We start from the raw sequence: 223 nt of genomic DNA on the forward strand, positions 1-223 counted from the left end.
TGACGGCCGCTCGCGTGGAAGGCTTCCGCAAGGGCGGCCTTGCCGCCGCCACGAAGCATTTCGCCGGCTATGGCGCGCCGCAGGGCGGTCGCGACTACGACACCACCTACAGTCCCCGTGCGGAGATGCACGATACCTACCTGCCTCCCTTCCGGGCCGCCGCCGAAGCCGGCTCGGCGAGCTTCATGGCAGCCTTCAACGCGCTCAACGGCGAACCCTCGAC

The 223-nt window shown here is 69.5% G+C and carries 1 protein-coding gene; it reads left to right on the forward strand.

Annotation, left to right across the window (positions count from 1 at the left end; translation table 11 throughout):
* Nucleotides 1-223, forward strand: a 223-nt coding sequence (locus E4K09_RS24000; RefSeq protein WP_134500186.1) for a glycoside hydrolase family 3 N-terminal domain-containing protein, incomplete at both ends; no start/stop codon positions are given.

This window comes from Microvirga pakistanensis, assembly GCF_004458765.1.
Taxonomy (GTDB): Bacteria; Pseudomonadota; Alphaproteobacteria; order Rhizobiales; family Beijerinckiaceae; genus Microvirga; species Microvirga pakistanensis.